Source organism: Pseudoalteromonas simplex (genome assembly GCF_015278155.1).
In the GTDB taxonomy this organism is placed as follows: Bacteria; Pseudomonadota; Gammaproteobacteria; order Enterobacterales; family Alteromonadaceae; genus Pseudoalteromonas; species Pseudoalteromonas simplex.
On the sequence record NZ_JADILN010000005.1, the window covers coordinates 246,210 to 263,256 of the forward strand.

A 17,047-nucleotide genomic window follows, 5' to 3' on the forward strand; every position below is an offset into this window, starting at 1 on the left:
CTTTTTTAAATTCGTATCATTTAATTTTATGACTGCTGATTTTTGAACTGCGCTTTGGCTTGTTCAACTTCATCATCACTGATACCCACTGATTCAGCCGCTTCTTTAATAAGGTGTGGCTGTGTCATCACTAATGCCATCAATTGTTGAAGCTTTTCTGGTGGGATACCTAACTGTTGGACCAGACCCATTGCCATCATTGGGTTTTCCATAAACGCTTGAAACAGCTCACGCACTTTCTCGTCACTTACATTGTGCTCTTTGAGCATTGCAATAATAGGGTTCATATTAACCTTTACTTTTAACTACTAATAAAACCAATAATATGGGCAAATTGATGTTATTCAACTAACATCACCACTTTTCCCGAGTTTTCGTTGTTATCTAAAATACGGTGAGCCTCATTCGCTTCTTGCCAATTTAAGGTTTTATAGATATTGCAATCGAACAACCCGTTGGCCAAGTCATCATAAAAACGCGAAATAAACTGCTCTTTTAAATCACGTTTAAATTCAATTGAACGGTTACGCAAAGTTGATGCATGAAAGGAAATACGTTTGCTAAGCAGCCTTGCAAAGTCAACCTCAGCAAAGCGCGCATCTAAAAAGGCTAACATCACAATTTGGCAATCTATTGCTGCAACGGCAGCATTTTTATTTAAATAGCGTCCTGAGACAGGATCAACAATGGTATTGGCCTGTAAATTATTGGCTTTGAAGTACTCTACAAAATCAGTGGTTTTATAATTAATGGTGTGGTCTGCGCCAAGCTGTTTGGCATGTTCGCACTTTTCATCGCTACCTGCAGTTATCACTACTTGAGCACCCGCGCGTTTTGCCATTTGAATTGCCGCCCCACCGACACCACTGGCTCCCGCATGGATCAGTGCCGTTTGCCCCGCTTTGAGCTGACCAAATTGAAATAAGGCAGAAAAAGCCGTTAAATAAACTTCGCTGATAGCAGCGCCCTCTGCCATTGTCATTTCATCTGGTAACGGCATCACTTGTGCAGCATCAACGGCAACATACTCGCTGTAAGCACCGCCCGCGCATAAGGTAAAAACACGTTTATTCAGCCAGTCACCGGATACTGCACTACCTTGCTCAACAATGGTACCAGCGCATTCTAGCCCTAAAATTTCACTGTCACCTTTGGGCGCAGGATATTTACCTTGTCGCTGTAAACAATCTGCCCGATTAACGCCAATTGCTGCAACAGCAATAAGAACTTCGTTATCTTTTAGTACTGGTTTTTCTGTTTGCGCAAAATGTAACTGTGAATCTTCGTGCTTAATATAACGCATATCACCTTCTATTTAATTCGTTGCCAGATCTCAGCTTCGACTAATTTGCCATTTTCATACAAGGTGTGATGCCACAAGTCACCTTCTAGTTTGTAATCAAATGCCATGGTCTTACCAAGTAGTGAAGGTACATTACCATAGGAAAAAGTTTCGATAAATTGCTGGTCTTGCAAAACATATTTGCCGCCACCAGCATAATGAAAGTTGCCTTGCTTTTGAGTGATATAGCTAAAATGACTAGGTGTAATCAGTTTAACTGAGGATATTTCTGGCGCTTTTGCCGTCACATAGCCGTCATTGGTTGCATATTTGCCTTCAACAAATTGCCAGCTACCTAATAACGGATTGGCGCTTACCATAGAAGAAATAAATAAACTCGATAATAACAGTGTGTTTTTCATAGTGCGTTCCTTAGCTTTTTTGAACAGCATACGCTAACACTATGTTCCTATTAAACAGTTATAGATTGAGATTTTTTCATTTGAGCTCTCATCGACGAAAAGCGCCAAGACTGCTTATAAGGATAAACATCAAGCAATTGCCCATCGTTTATCGCAGTTTGTAATTGCTGCCACATCGTGGCAGTGAAAATATCTTGATGCGCAGCATTGAAATGATCAAACGCCCGCTTATTGGCGCTAAAAAATACTTTAAACTGGCTCGGAAATACGTCATTTTCTGCGATATCAAAGTAACTTTCGCTACTGAGTTCATCTAATGAATCCTCGGTTTTGGGCAGCTCTCGAAATTGGCACTCTGTCATCGGGCAAATTTCATCGTAGTCGTAGAACACCACTCTTCCCCAACGAGTTACACCAAAGTTTTTCATCAGCATATCACCGGGGAAGATATTGGCCCCCGCAAGCTCTTTTATTGCTTTACCGTAATCAACCATCACTTGCTGCAGTTTACGCTCATCACAGTCGTTGATGTACAAATTAAGCGGTGTCATTTTGCGCTCTACATACACATGGCGCAAAATAAGTGCATTACCCGAAATCACAAGGCTGTCACCAATTTGCTGCTGCATTATTTGTATAAGCTCATCACTAAATCGGCTTAAATCAAACGCTAAATAACGAAATTCATGGGTATCGACTAGCCGGCCTACTCGGTCGGCTTGTTTCACAAAGTCGTACTTGGCCATTACTTGTTGTTTGGTGGCCGTTTTTGGCGCACTAAATTTATCCTTTATTACCTTGTAGACATAATCTGAGCCTGGGGTGGTAAATACCAGCATCACCATGCCCGGCGTCCCCGGCGCAAGTGTGTATTTATCGTCAACGGGGCTATTACGGGTGGTATCAACTTTATAACGATAAAACTCGGTTTTTGCGTGTTTGATAAAGCCTATAGCATTAAACAGCTCAAAACGTTGCTTATGAGGCATTAAGACACTGAGGTAATCTACGTAACGAGCGGGTTGGTCAGTGTCGACCATAAAATAAGTACGCGCAAAGCCAAACAACAAGCTGAGTTGATCAGCTCCCATCATCACAGCATCAATGTGAAGACCTTTTTCACTGTTTAATAGCGCAATCGCAAATGGCATGTTATCGCCATTTTTAGCAATACAACGACCTATGATGTAGCATGCTTTATTTCTAAAAAACAATGAATTAGCGTATTCAATATAGCCATCGTTGAGAGCAAGCAGCTCATAAACTTGTGGGCATTGTTGTTTCGCTCCAGCAATCAAGGTACGCTGTAACATGGCAACATCATCTGTAAAATCAGCGTATTGTGAGCGAAACACATGGCGTTTAATCAAGCTACTAATCGCACTTTCAAAGCCATTTTGCAGGGAAATGCGGCTAACCAATGAATCAAAGGGTCTTGGCCCCAGTTGATATCGTGCTTTTAGTACAAACAAGTGTACATTGCGGATTTTTCGTGAGTCCCAAATTGCACCGAAGGTTGAGTTAAAAAAGGTATGAGCAATGGGCTGGTTTTCATGGCTTTGCACCATTTCTGCGTATATTTGTTTGGCTAATAACCAAAGCGCTGGGTCGTCTACTTCGCTATAAGCAATAATTTTTACCGCTTGGCTTACCTTTTTTACTTGCCCTTCGTAAACTTGCAATCGCGATTTCATAGCCCCTTGAACTTGATGCCACTGGCGCTGCTCAAAACGACTTTGTGCACCGAGAGTTATATTTAAAAACTCTGCAAACATAGCCTCAAAGCCAGCATACACCGCACGGGCAAGCTTAGTCGCTACGACCTGATTTAACTGTTCGCTGTGTGATTTAACAGCCAAATGTGAACTTTGCTGTGGCATTATTTTTATCGCTTATGCTGATTATTTTAGTCGCCTTGTTTACACACAATAGCAAGCGCGCTTTAATTTAGGTAATTAATAAAGATAATAAATAAGATTGATCAAATGAATATTAGGCACGTCGACCTCAACCTATTAGTGTATTTAAATGTTCTCATTGACGAACAAAGTGTGTCTAAAGCCGCCAATAAGCTAGCTTTGACTCAACCTGCAATGAGTAATGCCCTTAAGCGTTTGCGAGATTTGTTTGATGATCCATTGTTAGTGAGAGCCGCTGGCACAATGACGCCAACAGCAAAAGCGCTCAGCCTTAAACCAGAGATAGAATCACTGTTAAAAATGGCCGAAGAAATTACTCAGCCAAGTGAAGTATTCGACCCGAGTACCGCGAATATAACGTTTCGGATCATGGCAAACGACTACCTTGAATCAACGCTTATTGCGCCGTTTATCACCCAGCAGCTAGCAAAGAACCCGGGGCTTAATTTTGATATTTTGAGCCCAAGTGATGTTAACCTTCAAGATATGGAAAAAGGCACCATCGACCTTGCCATTAACCGCTTTAACGGCCTGCCCCGCTCATTCCACCAAGCCAGTGTGTGGCGAGACAATTACTGCTGCTTAACACACCTAGGCAACCCTTACTTACAACAGCAAAACCTCGAAGGCTACCTTGCACAAGAGCACATTTGGGTAAATCGGGCTGGTTGGGGCGTAGAAGCCGCAGTAACGAATAAATCAGGCAGCCAAAAACTCGGCTGGGTCGATGAGGCATTATGGCAATTAGAACAAACCCGCAATATTCGCGTATTTACCCGCCATTACATGGTGGCAAGTTTGCTGTGCCAATCACCAAAACTTATCGCTACATTACCTCGTCGCCAAGCTATGTTATTAGCAAAACACACAGATTTGGTAATAAGTCCAGTGCCATTTCAAATCGTGCCTATTGAAGTAAAAATGTTATGGAGCCCTTTGCTACATCACGCAAACCCGCACCAATGGCTGCGCAGAGAGCTACTCGCCTTTGCCAGTACTGTGGCTGATCGCTAAAAACACCATAATATTGATAAAATCAATATCAGTTATTGAAAACAACAATTTCATTAATAATGAGTGAAGGGCTAGAGTGAAGTTAAGCACATAAACAAAGAGAAAATGATTATGGAAACTTCAGCGCAATTCACTCAACAGGACGGCCTTTACATCAATGGTCAATTACATTCATTCATCGAGCAGCAGCTTTGTAAAAAAAGCGATTTAGCTTGCGAAGAAATTTACCAAACACTGGCAACCATGGTTGATGAGTTTGGTTGCCAATGTCGTAAAACCAAACATCAAGATGATGATGTTTTACAAGCAGACACACTGTTAAAAGCATATAGCACAGTACGTACTCACCCTCATTGCCATGTTGATGCACAAACAACAACTGCGGTGCTCGATGAATACTGCTGCCAAGTACCAGCTATTTTAGTGGTTGCGTTAATGGATACATTAACAGGCATGACAAGCAATGAGCCAGGTGCAGAGCACATTTATCAACGTGCAGCACAGTTAACAGGTAAACCATGTGTCTACGCAGTTAAAAGCGCCAATGCCGCTTAATATGGTTCATTATTTGAGTTACTTATTCGCGCGATGATGCTTGTTGCAAAATCACTGCAACTAAGCATCGTCGCATCGGCTACTAAGTTAGCCAAATCAAACGTCATTTCATTTGCTGTAAGCGTCTCTTCTAGGGCTTTCTCTATTTTATTCGCCGCTTCGTGCCAACCCATAAAACGTAGCATCATGACCGCGCTTAAAATACTGCTTGTTGGATTTGCACTGTCTTCCCCGGCGATGCGATTAAATGTACCATGAGTCGGTTCAAAAAAGGCCACTTCATTATTTAAGTTTGCCGCAGGCATAATACCTACCCCACCAACTTGTGCGGTTAGCATATCAGCTAAGTAATCGCCGTTTTGATTGGTTGTTACCACCACATCAAATTGCTCTGGGGTGAGCAGCGCTTGTTGTAGCATGTTATCAGCAATCACTTCTTTAATGATTAAATCATCTTGTTCGTCTCGTTTGATCACCAACCAACGACCATTTTCATGCGCTTCAGCGTTGAACTCTTGCTCTGCAAGGGCAAATGCCCAACGTTTAAAGGCTCCATCGGTAAATTTAAGTACATTGCCTTTGTGCACCACCGTCAGTGATTCACTGTGCTCTTTAAGGGCAAAGTTAAGGGCGTAACGCATTAGTCGCTCTGCCGCCTCTTTCGAGCTATTTTTAATACCAATGCCACATTGGTTATCAAAACGAAGTCGGGTGACACCCATTTCTTGGCATAAGAAATCAAGCATACGTTCGTTGTCAATACTGCCAGCCTGCCACTCAATGCCCGAGTAAACGTCTTCAGAGCTGTCGCGTATTACTGTGATTTGGGTTTTTTCAGGCTCTTTTAAAGGAGAAGGTAAATGCGGGTAACTGCGAATGGGCCGCATGTTAACGAATAAGTCCATCTCATGACGAAGAGCCACATTTAAAGAGCGAAAACCACCGCCAAGGGGGGTTGTTAGCGGCCCTTTTATGGCAATTTTATACTGTCTAACGGCATGTAGGGTTTCTTGCGGGAACCAGTCGCCGTCGTATAATGCTGCCGCTTTTTCGCCATTGAACACTTCCATCCAATGTATTTGTTTATCACCTTGATAAGCATGACTCACCGCAGCATCGACAATATCTCGCATCACCGGGCTAATATCTTGACCCACACCATCGCCTTCAATATAAGCAATAACCGGGTTATCAGGAATATGCCATTGGCCCTTACTATCAATCGTAATTTGCGCGCCGCTCGAGGGAACTGAAATATGTTGATACTGCATCATGCCTTCTCAGCAAAGAGTTTTAACAATATTAATATCAAGAAATAGCTAATTTGTCTGTGCTTACAAATAAATAGCCGCTATTCAAACAATCAATGGGTTACCTTGGTAAATTCATTTTCCATCGCATTAAATAATGAGCCAATTAACTGGGTATCCAAGGTTACAGTATCCTCTTTTAAGGCCGTATCGACAGCCACTGCTTTTACATACAGCATTTCACACTCAAACATATTAGCTGCACCTTTGAGCATATGCACATTTTTGCTGAACCCTTCTAAATCCATTTTTTTATATTGTTCTAGCATTTCTTTGTACTGTGTCTCTAACCCTTTTATATAATCATTTTTTAATGCCTGAAACTCTTTTTCAGGCAACTTTATATCTGCTAACTCATCGCATTCTAAATAACTGGCAATTTTATGACTAAAGGCATTTCTATCGATTGGTTTTGCAATCAAATCATTAAAGCCCTGCTTCATATAACGCGTCACTTCATGCTTCATAGTATTCGCTGTTAGCGCAATGATAGGCACGCTTACTCCGGTTGCTTGCATCATTTTTAAAGCTTCTTGGCCGTCCATAATCGGCATTTGAATATCGAGCAAAATAAGGTCAAAGCTGTCTTCGAGGGTTGCTTGTACTGCGTCTTTACCATTTTCAACGGTGGTCACTGTCAGCCCCATACGCTCTAATATTCGCGCAATTAAACGTCGGTTGTCTGGGTGGTCTTCGGCAAGTAATACCCTGCCCTTTAGGTTCTCTGGCGCATCAAGCTTACTAAACGGTGAGGTTTCAACAAGTTTAACTTCGCTCATATCATTGAGCCAACGAGTGTTGTCTGTGGTGTACACCGACATAGTGAAAATAAACTCACTGCCAGAGCCGACATTACTTTTAACGCTGATATCCCCATCCAATTTCTGCGCAAGGCTCTTTGAAATATTAAGACCAAGACCCGTGCCACCATACTGCCTAGAAATACTCGAATCAGCTTGATAAAAAGCACTAAATAACAACTGCTGCTCTTTTTCAGTCATACCAATGCCAGTATCTTTTACACTAATTGACAACTTATCGTTGTGACAGCTCACAGTTAAGGTTATACGCCCCACTTGCGTGAACTTAAGGGCATTGGTTGTTAAGTTTAATAAGATTTGCCTTAATCGACTCGGATCGGTAATCAAGTAGTCTGGTAATGGGAACTGATAATCGACACTGAACTTTAAGCCCTTATCGCGAATTTGCTTGCCAATGAGCGACTCTATATTGGCAATCGTGGCAAACAAGTCCGTTTCGACTAAATCAATTTCGAGCTTGTTAGCTTCAATCTTCGACATATCGAGGATATCGTTAATTAATCCAAGAACATGACGACTATTTTGCAAAATAACCCCAATTCCATGGTTGCGCTCATGGGGCTTAATATCCCCGAGCATAATGCCATCTGCATAACCAATGATTGACGTCATTGGGGTGCGAATTTCATGACTGATATTCGCTAAGAAACGGCTTTTAGCCTCATTTGCATCGCGAAGCTCTGAGGCGAGTTCTTCAAGCTCCAACGTTCTTAAATGGACTTTTTCTTCTAGATTTTTGTTGAGCTCTACGTTGTCATCGTGAAGCAGTCTAAACTTATCGGCCACAGCAAACGCAAGCAACATAGCGTCCATAGCGGTGCCTATCAAACCCAATAAATATAAATTAATGGAGGTTGCTGGCAGCAAGCCTAAATTAGTTAAATTACCTACCATATTCGGTAGCATCATGGCTATGTAAGCAAGCACAAAATATCGCGCTGGCTTAAAGCCAATAAGCATACAGCGAATACCTATATATAAGCCTAAACATAAAGCAATGCCCGTCACTAACGTTGACCAATAAAAACCAAAGCTTGGCCATAAAATACAAAACGGTATACCCAAGGTCGCGATCACACCCACCATCAATGATAATTGCGCCAGTTTTGGAAATGTCTCTTTGAGTTTAAGCAAGTTGTTGTAAAACAGAATATTGGTTAATGGCGTGAGCGCAAAGCCAAGCCAATGAAGGTGAGGATTATAGTAACCAAATAGCTGATCCGAAATATGGAAAAAGTGGCTCCAAGCAAACACCCAAGATGCAGTAAATAATGCATAGTAAAGATGTGTCACATCACGGGAAACCAAATAAATTAATAAGTTATATAAGCCAAGCGCAATACCCACCCCAAAGCAGAGCATCATGACCATATTTTCAACGGTTATATTCTGAAAATAATCTTGGTATGGCGTTAATACTAGCTTTGCAGGGGTATAAAAGTAGTCACTTTCAAAATAAGTAATAAGCGTATAGCGCTTGCCTTTCTCAAGAGACAAACGATTACCATAGTGGAATGCAAACTGATTTGGCTCTTTACCACCCGTTACAAAGTGCTGTATGGGGGCTGTTGGATCAGTGATATCGTAAATGCGGCTTTCTATTTTTGAAACCAAGGTGTTATACGGATAAAGCACTAAATCTTCGATATCACTTTGATTTTCAATTTCAACAATTAACCAATAACTACCACCAACCGAGCTTATTCGAGATTGTGGCTTTTTGCTGGCTCGCCAAGTATCAATTTCAGCCACCGATTGCGGGAACATATTATCGTTCGCCGTAAACACATCACCGACATCATGAAGATTTTGATCAGCCACAGCATCGGTGTAGACAAACGTCTCTTGTGCATTAGCCGAAACACTTAATAACAACAAAAACAGCAGAGTACTAAAATACAGCTTAAACCGCATTCACAAAACCCCTGTACCAGTGTGGAGATGGCAACGACTAGAATTGCAGTGAAACATCAAAGCCATAGCGACGCCCTTCCCCTTTAAAGTCTTCAAGCATGCCTAGGAACGAGCTTAAATCGAACTTTAACTGACTGTATTCAGTATCAAATAAATTTTTGCCCCATAAAGTAAATGACCAATTTTCAACATCGTATTTTAGATGCGCATTAACAATGCTAAAACCGTCTTGGCGGGCATATGGGTTCATGTTCTGGTCAAAATAAAACTCAGACTGATAATCGTAAATAATGTTGGCCGATAACGGATACGACGCCAAGCTGGTGTCGTATTTTAACCCCGCTGATACATTCCATTTAGAAGTAAATGGTAGTTGGTTATCGGTAATACTATTACCAAGTGGATCAACGTATTCTTCAAATTCAGCATGAGGGATATAGCCTACTGAAAGTAGCATAGCTAGTTGTTTAGTTGCTTGGTAATTAATTTCAGTTTCAAGGCCGTAAATAGTTGAATCAGCCACATTTTCAAGTAATTGCACTGGGGGCATTTGCGGTGTTTCTGACGCTTGGTTCATAAACACTTGTTGGTCGTTATAATCATAATAAAACGCCGCCCAATTCATTCTAAGTTGCTTCCCAGGCCAGAACGACTTTAAGCCAATTTCATGGGCATTTAAGCGCTCTTTGCCATAGTTTGCCAAGATTGCTTGTTCTTCGGATGACAAAAAGCCGCCATTGTAGCCACCACTTTTACTACCATTAGCAAAACGATAAAAAAGATTGCTTGTATCTGAATAGCGATAATTAACGGCAAATTGCCCGGTAAAACCGTTATCCGATTGCTCATCGGTAACGCGATAAAATGGTACCACTACCCCATCTAAGTCGTTTACATCAACCACCGCATTTAAGGTGGCGATTGAGTCATACTCAAGTGACTCATAGTCATATCTAAGACCGGCTGTAATCATCCATTTATCTGCGACAGGCACTTCAATTTGGCTAAATACAGCCAAATTTTGCATCTTGATTTCGTTATCGTAGATAAAGGTCGCGGTTAAATTTGTCGGTAAAACACCCCGGAAATCACGCAAAATATCATTTAAATTATCTTGCTCAATTGTCTCATCGGCAAAATAAATACCACTGGTGAGTGTGTAATCAGCAAGTTCGTTTAATAACCTGAATTCTTGGCTGAATAGTTGGGTATCTAACCCTAATACCCCTTCGCACAAACGAGCTGGGGAGCCATCGCAGTTAAAAGCGTGGCTTCTTTCTAAATCGTTAAAGCTCGACAGTGAAGTAAATGTACTTTGCTCGTTTAAATGCCAATTCAGTTCAGCAATAAAACCGTAGCCATCGGATTTATGAGGTGAGTCGTTATTGACGCTCACCGCAAAGAAGTCATCACTGCCATCATTAAAACCAAAGTTATCAAAACAGCGTGTTGAGCCCGCATCTGCTGGTGAACACAGCTCACCCGTTAAAGGGTTTGCGACAATACCAATACTACCAACTGGCTGGGCAATACCATCCCAATCTTCAATATGCGCTTGCAGGTAAAGATCAACCTCATCCCACTCAGACAAAAAAGACACACGGGCATTTTTTTGCTCCATGCCTGCTGTTGGCGAGTCTGCATAAGTGTTTTTTGTTGAGTATTCGTAGTCTTGATAGTTAACCGCAATTCGTAATGCACTGGAACCTGATAGTTGCTGGTTCCACATACCATCAACGCTGGTGGCATTATTGTTGGCAACACCTAATGTCAACGAGCCATAGCTATCAAACTCAGGGCGATTTGAGCGTATAAGTATTGCACCACCGGTAGAATTACGACCAAACAAGGTACCCTGCGGGCCGCGTAAAATATCGAGCTGTTCAATATCGTACAAGTTAACGATTTGATTATTAGCAGACCCCACCGCAACGCCATCAAGATACATAGCAACAGGTGAAGTATTCGCCGTATTGTAATCAAGTAACCCCACCCCACGGATACTCACAGCGGGAGGCGTCCCTTCTGCGGCGTTTTGGGTGATTTTAACATTTGGCGCAAACAAGCCAATTTCAGTTGAATCTTTAAAATGCTGAGCTTTTAAAATTTCGCCATCCACTTGGCTTACCGCTACACTCACATCTTCAATTGCTTGCGGACGCTTTTGTGCATAAACGCTAATAACTTCCATGTCTTTTTCAGTCTCAGCTCCTTGTGCAACAGCGCTTGCCATTACACATGCTGCCAAGCAGGTGCTCGACATCATCATAAATTTAGGATCATTCAGAAAGGGTCGCTTCATTGGCTTTTAGACCTTAAAAGAGGGAAACTTGTTAAATTGTTGTAATTTAGTGGTAAGTATAGACCAAACAATAGATTAAAGTCGCATATAAATCATGAAAATTCATGACTTATACGCATACTTATTTATAACTTTGCTCACCCTAACTTTTTTCGAATGCATGCTCTCCGCTAATTTCGCTTGGCCAACCACATATTGCCCGCGCTGTTTGCATACCGGCCATTACAGCAGCCTCAACACAGCCAGCATTAACACCGGTTTTTATCCAATCGCCAGTGATGCGCAAATTGACAAACTGACTGCCATCAGTAGCTAGGCGGTATTTACTTGTATCAACCACAGATAAGACGTAGCGCTCACTGGGATCAACATTAACGCGCCAGTATTGTTGCTCGAGAGCAGGTAAAATGCTGTGCGGATCACTGTAAAAAACCTGCCAATCAAATTTGTTATCAATATAGGCTTGAGGCCAAAGTGGCCGCATATCTGCACTAAACAAATTATGCATATTTGATTTTACTTCGGCTTTCATTTGCTCTGGGAATTGATAAGCACTGGCAGGTGGATAGTTTTCGCAGCTAAATGCACTGCAAAAATAGGCAATGTTCACGGGCGCATTTTCACTTGGCCAATCTTCTTTATCGAGCAAGTTGCCCATTGCCGCCCAGGTATCAAACGGCTCAACAAAGCCACTTAAAATAGGTCCTTCATGAGCGGCATTGGTTTGCGTAAAGCCAAGTTGTTGGTCGGTTTTATTCAACCATACTTGGCAAGCCTGAGTCGCTACACTTTGTACTTTTGTAGCTTGTTGAGAGAGCGCGTAATCTACAGCTAAAAGTTCAGGGGCCACGTGTTCAAGTGAGGCAACCGATACACCTAAAATAAGTGTGTCAAAATCAATACCATGGCGAAGTGTCACTGTTGGCAATGGGGTACCAAAGTGCTCTTGATACACCTCAGGCCAATTACTCCAAAATGACTCTAAATTGATTTGATATTCTTGTATTAAGTGCGCTTGTTCAGAGCTGATTTGCTCATACAGAGGCTCACTTGGCCAGCATGGTAGCTGCTTAACATCGATGAGCGGATCATAGTCTTGGCCAACTAAACTCACCTGTTGACAAAGCTCAATTTCACTTACCAGCTGTTCACCTTGGTCAGTTTGCCCTGCAGCTAAGTTAGTTAACTGATGAAAAAACTTAAACTTAACGCCGCGCTGCTTTAAAAGTTCATAAATTGGCCCAAAAATGACATCGCCCATCCCAGCTTGCATTTTCCACATCACGCCGCCTTTATAGCAAAGACCTATACGTAACATGGCAAGGGCGGCAACGCCTGCTTCAACATTGGGTTTATTAAAGTCACCTTTAGGGTATGCGAACACCAAATCATAAAAGCCACGCACTGGCGCAGAATCGACACTGTAAGTTTTGTTAGCACCATTTTTTTCGAGCCACTGACGAAAGTCGTAGCAATTAATGACACCAAAACCGTCGCGATATACTTTGTCTTTAATCAACCCGGTGAGCATTGCAATCGCAAGATCGGCACAAATATAAAGTCTGCGCAGCTCTGGGTTGTCATCGAGCAAATCAATAACTTGGTCTTTAAACCAACGTTTTAACTTTCTGACGATATACCAAATCACCAGTCGATCGGCCTGTTTATCTGTATGAGTGGCCTGCTTTTCGGTGAACTGCAGCAAATGAGTTATCAATGTTCGTGGGTTCGAGGCAATTTCAGTTGCGCCTGCTTCAATATCATCAATAAACTGCTTTGCGCCATTTAAATGGGTATCAATGTCTGCTTTGATTTCTTGGTACATGTGGTTGAGTAACGATTGATCCCGTGACTTTTTTGTCACTAAAGTGGTTTTAGCATCTTGCTGCTGACAAACATGCTCAATGCCTTCGGTCCATTTTTTTAGCCATGCTAATGTTATGGTGACAAAGTCCCACACTGTTATATCTAGGCTGCCATCAGCGGGGTTCCCTTCAACGGTAGGAAAATCTATCGGCCAAGTTTGCCATTCGTTATCAATAAACTCTTGTAAAGCAATAAAACTGTGTGGTTTTAATGCCTGCTGCCAAGTAGCCAATGAACAACTAGCTGGTCGATTGAGTGCGTTATACACCCCTTCTAAGGTGCGAAAGCTATTTACGTAGGCACCAAACCAAACATGTAAACCATGTTCTTCAATTCGCTGTCCAAAATGGGCGTTTCGGCCACTCGCCCCTTTACCACCAAGGCGCCACCCCTGTTGATAAATGGTAATCTCGCGCTGGCTTTGCCAATTAGCTTGCTCGGTTAAATACACTGCCGCGGTCATCGCTGCAACACCGCCACCGACAATGGTAATTTTTTCTTTTTCCATGGTTACCCCTGTACCGGTAACAGTTGTGTTGCGCCAAGCTGGTCAAAGTCCATATTGACGTAAAAGGGTAAATGAACCGCTTGTTTGCCAAGTGCAATGCCAAACATGTCATTCAGAGGAAAGCTCGCAAGGGCTTTTACATCCAAACTAAAATCATTGTGTAAAAGTTTTAATTGGTGAATTTTTTTGATTAACGATGGTGAGTGAACCACGCTTTGATAAACGGCTTTATTTCCTTGACCATCGGGAAATTGTTTAAACAAAATCTGATCCATCTGCGGATGAATAAACCCGTCTAATAATTGTTTAAGAAGTGATAAATCAATGCCTTGAATTTGCGCATCAAATAAATCTGTCACGTGTTTAGAAAAATGCGATAAGTTATCGAGTAGGTTTTCCTTGGTGCTTGCCTGCGTTTGCTCAATGGTTAATAGCTCATGCATCGCTAATTTAGAGTCTGGGTTAAACACATCAAAACATTCTAAAGAAATGCTAAAGGCGCCCGCATCACTCACAGTCGCAGGCATTTGATATTCACAGAGGTATTTATTATAACCCCAGGCTTCTCGGCCATTAATTAAAGCATAAATGTTATTGACGCTAATAAATGCCGGATACCAATATAAATGACTAATGTCACCACCTTGCATTTTTGCGACTGGGAGCCAAATAATAATATCGGTTTCTTGCATCCAGCCATGATCTGAAAAAGGTGGCGTTAACGAAGAGATTTTTTCGATATCAGTGAAGGTAAGTAAACACGTGCTCCCTAACACATTAAACGAGGTTGATTCGGTTGCTAGTAAATTTAAAGTTGCATCAACATACTGCTGCATTTTTTGCTCACACCCTGCAACAAAAAATCCGTACATTTGCGCATTGATCATTCGACAAGGTGGTTTAGCAACCGGGTTAGATAAGAAATGGCTGTAATTTGCTTGGTCCGTCATAGTTATTACTTATATTATTGTTTAGTAATGACTATAGACTAGTTTTTAATGGTTGGTGGTAACTTCTAGATGACAACTTTCTTTTAACAGTTGTTCTGTAAATTGCTGATAGCCAAACTGATTAAAATTTTCAGATAACGGATTCATAAAACCATGACCAAAGTCGGCTATTTCACAGCTCACCTTTGCTTTGCTTTTTAATGAAACAACCACAGGCTTAATATCAAAATGCTCTTCACTGTGAGGAAAAATAAATCGACAAGGGACGTTAGCCTCAAGCTCAAGATGATATCTGACTTGGGATGGATAAAAGGCAATAATTTTTTTAATGAATGAATTTTTTAACTCTGCTTGAGCTCGCCAAACGGCAGCCGCGCCTGCACTAAATGCAATAATCGTGGTTGGCTGACGAATAGCAGCCATTTTTAAATGTACTTTTTCAAAATAACTATCATGGCCGCATTGTGTTAAGAAATGCTGGTATTGAAACTGCTCATTTATAGGGAGCTGAATTTCTCCTTGGTAAGGGTCGCAAAGACTCACCTTACCGCGAAGCTGCTGGGCAAGCAGCGATAAATGCGCTGTTTTACCAAATATATCTGACACCAAAAGGTAATTCATATGCATACTTCTTATTGTTATTTTGTGCCTAATCACAATACGCCCGTTTCTATTAAACATCCAGAAATTATTTTTGATGTTTAAAAAATAAACCTTGCGCTTAGTTAATTCTTACAGTAATCTACTTGTCTGGTTTTTAGAAACCACGCGGTTAACCCCTTACCTTGATCCAGTAATTCCCGCATATTCGTATAAATACTTGCAACTCGTTTGCTAAATGACATTTTGATGAATTTTCAAATCATCACCAAACTGTCACAAACTTAGTCAACACTGTTAGCAAGACAACAAATGTCGGTCTGTATTTTTTAAATGCCTATTAAAGCTCTACAGACACAGACAAAAGAAAGAGTGAGTTTTATTATGTCATATAAATACAACGGATCTTTGATCCAGATCGCACACCCAGTGCAATCAATCTCGGTAAATAAACAGCGTGTAATTTTTAGTGACACGCAAGGCTTAAAAAACGCCATCTTCCAAAAGGCCAGTGATGCACGCCAATTTGTGAAGTGGCTAAAAGCCAACTAAACCCTACCGATAAACGCCAGCCAATACGCTGGCGTTTTAGTTTTTCATCACCAGCCTGCATATAGCTAAATTCCTGCTACACTTATATTTTAAGCCCACAAATAGGTAGTAAAAATGCGTTTTACGTGCTCTATTTTACTATTACTTTTCTGCCTCCCCGTTGCTGCAACTAAGCAACCGAAGTCAATCGAATGGATCATGGTTGATTTTGCTCCCTACTACATCATGAATGACAAATATGAAGGAACTGGTCGTGACGAAAGTGTGATCAAATTACTAGAGCAATTTCTGCCAGAGGTTTCATTTAAACGCACCCTATTGCCAGCCAGTCGCGCCGTGCATGAACTATCAAACCCACACAACAATTACTGTATGCTGTCGTTATATCAAAGCGAGCACCGTAAGCAGCATATTCAGTTTACAGAGCACACTTCAACAGTGGGTTTATCACCCTCCATTGCCATACGTAAAGAGTTAGCCACAAAACTTAAGTTAGACGTCACAAAACCCGTGTCTTTAAAATCGTTATTAAACGAAAAACACTTGGCATTAGGGGTATCAATGAGCCGCTCGTTTGGCGCCGATATAGATAGAGTGATTAACGAAAGCCATGACGCTAATATTATCTCACGCCCCGGCAGAGATACACTCGCAAGCTTAACTTATATGCTGCATAAGAAGCGCATTGATATATTACTTGGCTACCCTAGCGAACATTACTATTTGGCGCACTCAATGGGCTTTAAAGATGAATTGACCCAACTGACACTCACCGAAGCACCGGCATTAAGCGTTGGTTATATAGGTTGTACAAATAACAAACAAGGCAAAGAAACGGTAAAACTACTAGATGAAACCCTTGAAAAAATAGCTCACACAAACGCTTTTCATGATGTTTTAGTTCGCTGGCTACCTGATAATTTACAGCCCATTTTAGAAAAAAGGTTAAAAGATAGAAACGAAAGTGCCGCTCATTGAGCGGCACTTTTAATTTCCTAATCCACATAGTTATGCGAATTGGCAGTCGTATTA

At 41.5% G+C, this 17,047-nt stretch carries 14 protein-coding genes; 3 read left to right on the top strand and 11 right to left on the bottom strand.

The window, feature by feature from the left end; translation table 11 throughout:
* Positions 1–26: 26 nt before the first annotated feature.
* The 4 genes from IRQ78_RS12670 to aceK are packed head-to-tail and all read right to left on the bottom strand — an operon-like array spanning position 27 to position 3,584.
* A complete protein-coding gene (locus IRQ78_RS12670) occupies positions 27–287 on the bottom strand; it encodes a DUF2999 family protein (RefSeq protein ID WP_054561248.1) in 261 nt (86 codons plus the stop codon).
* A gap of 53 nt (positions 288–340) precedes the next feature.
* Positions 341–1,303 carry a zinc-binding dehydrogenase gene (locus IRQ78_RS12675; RefSeq protein WP_054552936.1) on the bottom strand — a complete coding sequence of 321 codons (963 nt, stop codon included), beginning with the start codon at positions 1,301–1,303 and terminating at the stop codon, positions 341–343.
* An 8-nt stretch (positions 1,304–1,311) separates the two neighbouring features.
* Entirely contained in the window at positions 1,312–1,704 is a 393-nt protein-coding gene (locus IRQ78_RS12680) for a hypothetical protein (protein ID WP_054552935.1), read from the bottom strand.
* A gap of 50 nt (positions 1,705–1,754) precedes the next feature.
* Positions 1,755–3,584 (bottom strand): bifunctional isocitrate dehydrogenase kinase/phosphatase, encoded by a 1,830-nt coding sequence (gene aceK / locus IRQ78_RS12685; protein ID WP_194442412.1) that lies wholly within the window; start codon positions 3,582–3,584, stop codon positions 1,755–1,757.
* A gap of 105 nt (positions 3,585–3,689) precedes the next feature.
* Between aceK and IRQ78_RS12690 the strand changes: the two genes are divergently transcribed.
* Together IRQ78_RS12690 and IRQ78_RS12695 are read left to right on the top strand one after the other, a co-directional pair.
* Positions 3,690–4,637 carry a LysR family transcriptional regulator gene (locus IRQ78_RS12690; RefSeq protein ID WP_194442413.1) on the top strand — a complete coding sequence of 316 codons (948 nt, stop codon included), beginning with the start codon at positions 3,690–3,692 and terminating at the stop codon, positions 4,635–4,637.
* A gap of 111 nt (positions 4,638–4,748) precedes the next feature.
* Positions 4,749–5,192 carry a hypothetical protein gene (locus IRQ78_RS12695; protein ID WP_138602318.1) on the top strand — a complete coding sequence of 148 codons (444 nt, stop codon included), beginning with the start codon at positions 4,749–4,751 and terminating at the stop codon, positions 5,190–5,192.
* Here IRQ78_RS12695 and icd read toward each other — a convergent pair.
* From icd to IRQ78_RS12730, 7 genes are all read right to left on the bottom strand, one after another.
* Positions 5,189–6,463: an NADP-dependent isocitrate dehydrogenase gene (gene icd, locus IRQ78_RS12700; protein WP_194442440.1), complete on the bottom strand. Its 1,275-nt coding sequence runs from the start codon at positions 6,461–6,463 to the stop codon at positions 5,189–5,191. The two genes, IRQ78_RS12695 and icd, sit on opposite strands and share 4 nt — an antisense overlap.
* 92 nt (positions 6,464–6,555) lie before the next feature.
* Positions 6,556–9,237 carry a 7TM diverse intracellular signaling domain-containing protein gene (locus tag IRQ78_RS12705; protein WP_194442414.1) on the bottom strand — a complete coding sequence of 894 codons (2,682 nt, stop codon included), beginning with the start codon at positions 9,235–9,237 and terminating at the stop codon, positions 6,556–6,558.
* Between the two features lie 37 nt (positions 9,238–9,274).
* Complete coding sequence (locus IRQ78_RS12710; protein ID WP_194442415.1) at positions 9,275–11,539, bottom strand: TonB-dependent receptor; 2,265 nt, start codon at positions 11,537–11,539, stop codon at positions 9,275–9,277.
* A gap of 142 nt (positions 11,540–11,681) precedes the next feature.
* Positions 11,682–13,913 (bottom strand): NAD(P)-binding protein, encoded by a 2,232-nt coding sequence (locus IRQ78_RS12715; RefSeq protein ID WP_194442416.1) that lies wholly within the window; start codon positions 13,911–13,913, stop codon positions 11,682–11,684.
* Between the two features lie 2 nt (positions 13,914–13,915).
* Positions 13,916–14,863, bottom strand: a complete 948-nt coding sequence (locus IRQ78_RS12720; RefSeq protein WP_194442417.1) for an acetoacetate decarboxylase — start codon at positions 14,861–14,863, stop codon at positions 13,916–13,918.
* Between the two features lie 45 nt (positions 14,864–14,908).
* The gene (locus IRQ78_RS12725) at positions 14,909–15,484 is read right to left on the bottom strand and encodes an alpha/beta hydrolase family protein (RefSeq protein WP_194442418.1); all 576 of its coding nucleotides are present in this window, start codon (positions 15,482–15,484) and stop codon (positions 14,909–14,911) included.
* A 445-nt stretch (positions 15,485–15,929) separates the two neighbouring features.
* On the bottom strand, positions 15,930–16,076 hold the full coding sequence (locus IRQ78_RS12730; RefSeq protein WP_171043800.1) for a hypothetical protein: 147 nt from the start codon (positions 16,074–16,076) through the stop codon (positions 15,930–15,932).
* 53 nt (positions 16,077–16,129) lie between these two features.
* On the opposite strand from IRQ78_RS12730, the gene IRQ78_RS12735 reads away from it, so the two are divergent.
* The gene (locus IRQ78_RS12735; protein ID WP_194442419.1) at positions 16,130–16,993 is read left to right on the top strand and encodes a TIGR02285 family protein; all 864 of its coding nucleotides are present in this window, start codon (positions 16,130–16,132) and stop codon (positions 16,991–16,993) included.
* The last annotated feature ends 54 nt before the right edge of the window (positions 16,994–17,047 follow it).